6 protein-coding genes are annotated in these 6,496 nt (G+C 53.2%); all 6 read left to right on the forward strand.

Features of this window, described 5'->3' with window-relative positions; translation table 11 throughout:
• The first annotated feature begins 17 nt into the window (after positions 1–17).
• The 6 genes from HNQ95_RS28445 to HNQ95_RS28470 all read left to right on the forward strand — a co-directional run bounded on the left by HNQ95_RS28445 (position 18) and on the right by HNQ95_RS28470 (position 6,465).
• The gene (locus HNQ95_RS28445) at positions 18–1,604 is read left to right on the forward strand and encodes an ABC transporter substrate-binding protein (RefSeq protein ID WP_182575786.1); all 1,587 of its coding nucleotides are present in this window, start codon (positions 18–20) and stop codon (positions 1,602–1,604) included.
• Positions 1,605–1,639: 35 nt separating this feature from the next.
• The gene (locus HNQ95_RS28450; protein WP_182575787.1) at positions 1,640–2,641 is read left to right on the forward strand and encodes an ABC transporter permease; all 1,002 of its coding nucleotides are present in this window, start codon (positions 1,640–1,642) and stop codon (positions 2,639–2,641) included.
• Positions 2,642–2,649: 8 nt separating this feature from the next.
• On the forward strand, positions 2,650–3,486 hold the full coding sequence (locus HNQ95_RS28455; protein ID WP_182575788.1) for an ABC transporter permease: 837 nt from the start codon (positions 2,650–2,652) through the stop codon (positions 3,484–3,486).
• Complete coding sequence (locus tag HNQ95_RS28460) at positions 3,483–4,490, forward strand: ABC transporter ATP-binding protein (RefSeq protein ID WP_182575789.1); 1,008 nt, start codon at positions 3,483–3,485, stop codon at positions 4,488–4,490. Before HNQ95_RS28455 ends, HNQ95_RS28460 begins: the two co-directional genes overlap by 4 nt.
• A complete protein-coding gene (locus HNQ95_RS28465; protein WP_182575790.1) occupies positions 4,490–5,347 on the forward strand; it encodes an ABC transporter ATP-binding protein in 858 nt (285 codons plus the stop codon). Before HNQ95_RS28460 ends, HNQ95_RS28465 begins: the two co-directional genes overlap by 1 nt.
• 170 nt (positions 5,348–5,517) lie before the next feature.
• Positions 5,518–6,465 (forward strand): amidohydrolase family protein, encoded by a 948-nt coding sequence (locus tag HNQ95_RS28470; RefSeq protein ID WP_281381322.1) that lies wholly within the window; start codon positions 5,518–5,520, stop codon positions 6,463–6,465.
• Positions 6,466–6,496 lie beyond the last annotated feature (31 nt).

The raw sequence follows: 6,496 nt of genomic DNA on the forward strand, positions 1-6,496 counted from the left end.
TTAAATGGGAGGAAATAATGAAACACGTAGGAGTTTATCGTTCACTGGCCTTGGCACTAGCCATCGCTGTTTCGTCGGTCCAATTCGCCAACGCAGAGCAAAAAAATGAAATGGTGTGGGGAGAATTACTTCCTGAAACGCTAGACCCGCACTTGGCATCTCATTCCCAGATGCAATTTTACATGCTCAACACGTATGACGGCCTCTACCGTTATGAGGGAAATCCGCCGCAGGTAGTCCCCTGGCTTGCGACTGCCCATGAGGTATCTCAAGATGGGAAAACGTGGACATTCAAGTTAAGGAAGGATGTTCAGTTCCATGACGGTACCGTCCTTGACTCGTCAGACGTCGTCTACAGTTTTCGGCGCCTGCTAGCTATGGGCCGTGGCCCAGCTAGCGCCTTCAGCTCCTATCTCAAGCCGGAGAATATCTCGGCGCCAGACAACGAAACCGTCCGGTTCGTGCTCAATGAGCGGTATGCACCGTTCTTGTCGGCGTTGCCTCTGGTCTCGATTGTAAATGAAGGACTCTTGTCGAGTCACCAAGTGGGCAACGATTGGGGTGCAGCATGGCTTTCATCAAATGAGGCAGGATCAGGTGCATATGCACTCGACACCAAGACCTATCGGCCTCTGGAGGCTATGGACGTTCACCGCTTCGCCGAACACTTTCACGGTTGGAGCGACAATCCGCGCCCGATCGAGACGGTGAGAGTTCGCCCATCCAAAGAGACATCAACTAGCGTTTTAGTGCTGTTAAAGGGCGCAATTGACGCGACGGACTCCTTTCTTCCGCCGGACCAGGTGAAGAGGGTAGAAGCGGATGAAGGCCTACGCGTGTCGAAAGACGAATCGATGCGGATACTTGTTATCAGAATGAATAACAAGAAGCCTCCATTTGACAACGTCAACTTCAGAAAGTGTCTAAGCTACGCATTCAACTATGATGGTTACATCGCGGCCATCTTGCAGGGATACGCAGTACGGAACCCGGGGCCAATTCCTCAAAATCTGTGGGGGGCCCCCAAGGATCTCGAGGGATACACATTCGACATGTCTAAGGCGAAGGAGTTTTGTGATCGAGCGAAGGCAGAAGGGGCACCAATCGACCGCAAATTGAAACTCTTTGCCCCATCCGAACATGTGCAAATGGCACAAACGGGGCAAGTTCTGCAGGCGGAAACTCGCAAGCTTGGCCTCGACATTGAAATCATCCCTGCGACCTTTCCGTCGCTGGCTGGTAGCATGGGAACTCCCGAGTCTACGCCGGACATGTGGGTTCATTGGGTATCAACATACTTTGCAGATCCGGAAAACTGGATCGGTCAAATGTACGACAGCCGCTATCATGGAACGTGGAAGGCATCCTCCTGGTATGAGAATGCTCAGGTGGATGAAATCCTTGGAAAGGCGCGTTCCGCGCTCTCTCAAGAAGATCGTCGGAGCCTATATGAAGAGGCATCGCGTATCATAGTAAAAGATGCTGCAGATATCTGGGTGTACAACACTATTCAACTGCGAGGAATTAATAAGCGGGTTAACAATTTCCATTTCACGCCAGTCGGCGCGGGTGGCGAGTTGCGATGGATGTCGCTTGGGCAGTGAGGGATGAAAGAAGTTAGGAACAAGCGAGTGCCAAAATGCTTGAATTCATATGTCGTAGAATTCTTTCGTTGTTTCCGGTTATACTAGGACTTCTAGTTCTAACGTATGCATTGCTTTATCTTGCGCCATCCGATCCGGCCACCATTCTTGCAGGTGAAAATGCAAGTGTCGAAGACATACAAGCGGTTCGGAAAGAATATGGCCTTGATCGGCCCGTGTACGTTCAATTCGGAATGTATCTGAAGCAGGTTTCGGTTGGAAATCTTGGTGTGTCTATGTATTCCAACAGGCCTGTTTTGGAGGATATCGCTCAGAGGTTACCCGCCACTATCGAGCTGGCCTTGGTGTCGTTGGTGCTTATGGCTATCGGTGGCATTACACTTGGCACCATGGGAGCGGTTTGGCACAACTCGCCGATCGACCACGTAACCCGGATGATTTCCGTCGCGGGCCTTGCGATTGCCACGTTTTGGCTCGCGATCATGCTTCAGTTGGTCTTTGCGATGGTGCTTGGGTGGTTTCCAGTACGGGGGCGGATTCCGCCTGAAATGGTGCCGCCGGTTCAGATTACAGGTCTCTACCTGCTTGACTCGATTCTGACGCTTAACTTCTCAGCGTTCCGAGATGCTGTCCGTCACATTACCCTTCCAGCAATTACCCTTGCGTTTGGTGGGCTCGCCACCGTGGCTCGCTTCACCAGGTCCTCGATGTTGGAGAATCTGACCAAGGAATATGTGTCGTACCAGCATGCAACGGGCGTTCCGTTCAGGCGAATTATTGTTCCTTATGTACTACGAAATTCGGTAATTACAGCGGTAACGCAGCTTGGACTTCTTTTCGGCTCTCTAATATCCGGAGCTGTTGTCGTCGAGATGATATTTGATTGGCCAGGCATCGGGTCGTACTTGGTGAACGCAATATTCACGTCCGACTACAAGGTGATATTGGCGGTAACGATAGTAGTTGGAGTTATTTATGCGCTGGTCAACATCATTGTTGATGTTATCCACGCGATGATCGATCCGCGTTTGAGGTAGGGGAAATTATGGTTGTGAAGAAGTTCTCCCGTGATTTGCCCGCTACATTCGGCCTGATAGTTGTGATGTCGATCTTGACAGTCGCAGTATTCGGCTGGTGGCTGGTGTCCGGCCCATCCGATGTCTATGACTCGAATCTGCTGGCAAGGCTTTCACCCCCATCCGCGCAAAATCCGTTCGGGACCGATGATTTGGGGCGCGACGTTTATTCTCGTGTGATCATCGGAGCGCGTTCCGCGCTCCTGGTCGGAGTTGGGGTCGTCGCCGCGTCTATGTTGATCGGAGTTCCGATTGGCCTCTATGCGGGCTACACGCGAACAATTGGTTCCGAAGTAGTCATGCGGATTACCGACATTTTTCTTGCGGTGCCGCAGTTAGTGTTGGCTCTTGCGATCGCGCAAATTCTGTCGCGAGGATTGGAGAGTGCGATGCTTGCCCTCGCGCTCACATATTGGCCAGCATTTGCTAGAACCGTTTATGGTGAGGTGCGACACCAGAAGACTTCTCTTTATGTCGAGGCCCTAGAGGGGCTCGGTGCAAGTCCGTTTCGTATCGCTGTGCTTCATCTTCTGCCGAACGTGGCGCCCGCGATCATTATTCGCGCCACCATCGGGGTAGGATTTGCAATCCTCACGGCAGCGACCTTGGGCTTCCTTGGTATTGGTGCGACACCGCCAAGCCCAGACTGGGGGCTCGCAATTGCAGAGAGCCGTCAATTCCTCCCAGAAAGCTGGTGGCTGGCGCTTTTCCCGGGTTTAGCGATCTTCATTACGGTGTTGGGTTTCAACTTACTCGGTGACGGTTTGCGCGACATATTAGATCCTAAGTTGAGGCGATCGCGATGAAAGATACTCTTCCTCTCCTGAGCGTTCGAAACCTCCAGTTGGTTATTCCGACAGATGAAGGAACCGCAAAAATCCTGGATCGCGTCACTTTTGAGGTAGCAGAAGGTGAAGTGGTTGGGCTTGTGGGGGAGTCGGGCTGTGGGAAATCGACGCTTATTAAGGCGATACTAGGCATCCTACCCAACCAAGCTGAAATAGTGAGTGGAGAAATCAAGTTCGGCGGCCTGGACCTCCTCGGGTCCGCGACGCGTCGCACGTGGCATGCCGCCAAAGATATAGGTTTCATTCCGCAGGATCCCTTTACCGCTCTCAATCCTGTTTTCAAGGTTGGGGTCCAAATGATGGAAATTCTGCGTTGGAGTGGCCTGCCCGGCGAACCGCCAGGATACATTGGTGGAAATACCAGGCAGCGCCACCGTGAACATTTGATAAAAATGCTCAAAGCAGTGCAGATTCCCGATCCCGAGGACGCGTTCGAGCGTTACCCCCATCAGTTTTCAGGCGGCCAGCGACAGCGAATACTGATTGCTTCGGCCTTGTCTTCACGTCCCAAGTTGATCGTTGCTGACGAACCTACAACTGCCCTCGATGTCACGACACAGCGCGAGATCCTAATTCTACTTAGAGAACTCATCGAAGACGACAAAACCTCGATGCTTCTGGTAACTCATGACTTCGGTGTAGTAGCTCAAATGTGTGACAGCGTGTCCGTAATGTACGCCGGGCAAACCATGGAAAATGGCACTGCCAAAGACATTATCCACACCCCCATCCACCCCTACACGAAACGTCTTCTGGCCTGCCATCCTGAACTCAGCGATGAGATAGTTGGGATTCCTGGAACTGTCCCCTCACCGATCTTCGCTCCCCCGGGATGCCGCTTCGGGCCGAGATGTACCTCATGTCGTCCAGCGTGCAGTGAACAGAGGCCGCCGCTGATGAAGCCAGTTGGCGGGCAGCGTGATGTGGCTTGTGTTTTGCTCGATCAAGGAGTGAGGGTGTAATGGCAATTCTTGAGGTAGAGCATCTTGTAACAGAGTTTGCTGGGGGAAAGAGCCTGTTCAAGACAACTCCTGGAACGCGTGCCGTAGACGATGTCAGCTTTAGTCTCGCGCAAGGGGAAGTGCTTGGCATCGTCGGAGAGTCCGGGAGCGGAAAAAGTACGCTCGCTAAAACCGTTTTGGGGATCATACGTGAATCGGCGGGACAAATTCGTCTGGATGGCACGACGGTTTCCGGGGTGGACAAACGGCAAGCCAGAAGAATCCGTGCGGACATCCAGTATGTGCACCAAGATCCTGGAGCGGCTCTGGATCCTTGGTGGAGTGTGGGGCGTTCGCTGCACGAGTCATTGATAATTCACCAGCCAGCGCTTTCAAGCGAAGATCGCGAAGCAATCATCGATCGGATGCTGTCGGCAGTTGGTTTGGATAAGGCTTTTAAGATCCGGTACCCGCACGAACTTTCGGGCGGACAGCAAAGGCGAATTGGACTTGCAAGAAGTTTGATATTGAATCCCCGTATTTTGATACTGGATGAACCAACGTCAGGTCTAGACTTGTCTGTTCAGGCAACCGTTGTGCGCCTTTTCGAGGAAATAAAACAGGAATACGGGTTGTCTTATATATTTATTACCCATGACTTGTCACTAGTTAGGCGCATTTCGGATCGAATAGCAATTATGTATCGTGGGAAGATTGTCGAGGCTGGCGAAACGAGGCAAATCTTTAGTAATCCGCAGCACGAATATACGCGATCGTTGCTTGCGGCAGCCCCGCCGCTGAGCCCCTCTCTAGAATATCTGGGTCTTAGAACCGAACGGTTGCCAAACAAAACTACTGTCATGAGCGCTGTGAGCTAGCGCGCGGTGACGCGCCGGCGCTCATTTGGGCGGCGTTGCCAGCGGGGATGGCCCGCCTGGTGGGGGGCAAAGTTAGCCCCGTTCCTGGAAAAGTGGCAGCGTATCCGCCGATGCAGAGGCTGAGGCGAATTATCTCCAGAACGGACGCTTGGTCTGCGGAAGGTAACGCAATGAAGGAGCCATGCGATCTCATTCTGAGCCAGGGCGCAGTACTGCCTATCGCGCCACCTAGGACATTGATTTTTCCAGGCTCGGTTGCAGTGCGAGGTGGAAGTATTGTCGGAGTTGGGGCTAGCAGTGAGATAGACCGCAGGTTCAGCGCTCAACGAGTCTTGGATTGCGGCGGACAGGTCATTCTACCAGGGTTGGTCAATGTCCATGCTCAAGCAGGCATGAACCTGATTAGAGCGTATGCGGTAGACAAGCCATTTCATCGGGTCAGCTCTATTGCCAAGCGGTATGTCGAGGTGATCGACAGCTGGTCGACTTTTGTTGCTGCGCAACTCACTTGCATTGAGTTTGTCCGCGGAGGAATTACCACCTTTGCGGACGTATTTCACTACGCCGATGCTACGGCCGAGGCTGTCGCTCGGGTTGGGATACGGGCTACCGTCGCGCCCCTTGTCGGTGACGATTTGGCTCAGATCCAAAACGACCTGAGCGCTATCGGGCAATACGCCAAGTGTGGAATCTCGTCAGCGATCGGAGTTTCAATCAGAGGTCGCGATCTGTGTGGATCGTTGGAGGGCGTAGTTGCTTTCGCGCGGGCTGCCGGGGTGCCAATACACTTCACCGATTTTGATCATTCTCAACGGCAGGCATATGGCGACCCCTTCGCGCAGTTGGTCGGCGGAGGGTTTGCACCACATGGAGACGTTCTGGCAAATCCTGCCAGTCTTGACGTTGAAGACCTAAACCGCCTTCGAGCAACTGGCCTCGGAGTGGCGCATATCCCATCAAATGCCCAGATGGGCGAGCAAGCTGCTGTTGCTGGAGGCTGTATTCGCCAGCGGGTGCCAGTGGGGCTCGGCACAGGTAGTGCAGCGAGAGGTGGTGACCTGCCACTGAACTGTCATCCATTGGCGATTAGAGCCTCGGCCGTTTTTGTTACGCCCTGAGGCGCGGTGAAAGCAACCGGCGGAGGCGCGG

Origin of the sequence: Aminobacter ciceronei, from assembly GCF_014138625.1 — a bacterium.
Classification (GTDB): domain Bacteria; phylum Pseudomonadota; class Alphaproteobacteria; order Rhizobiales; family Rhizobiaceae; genus Aminobacter; species Aminobacter ciceronei.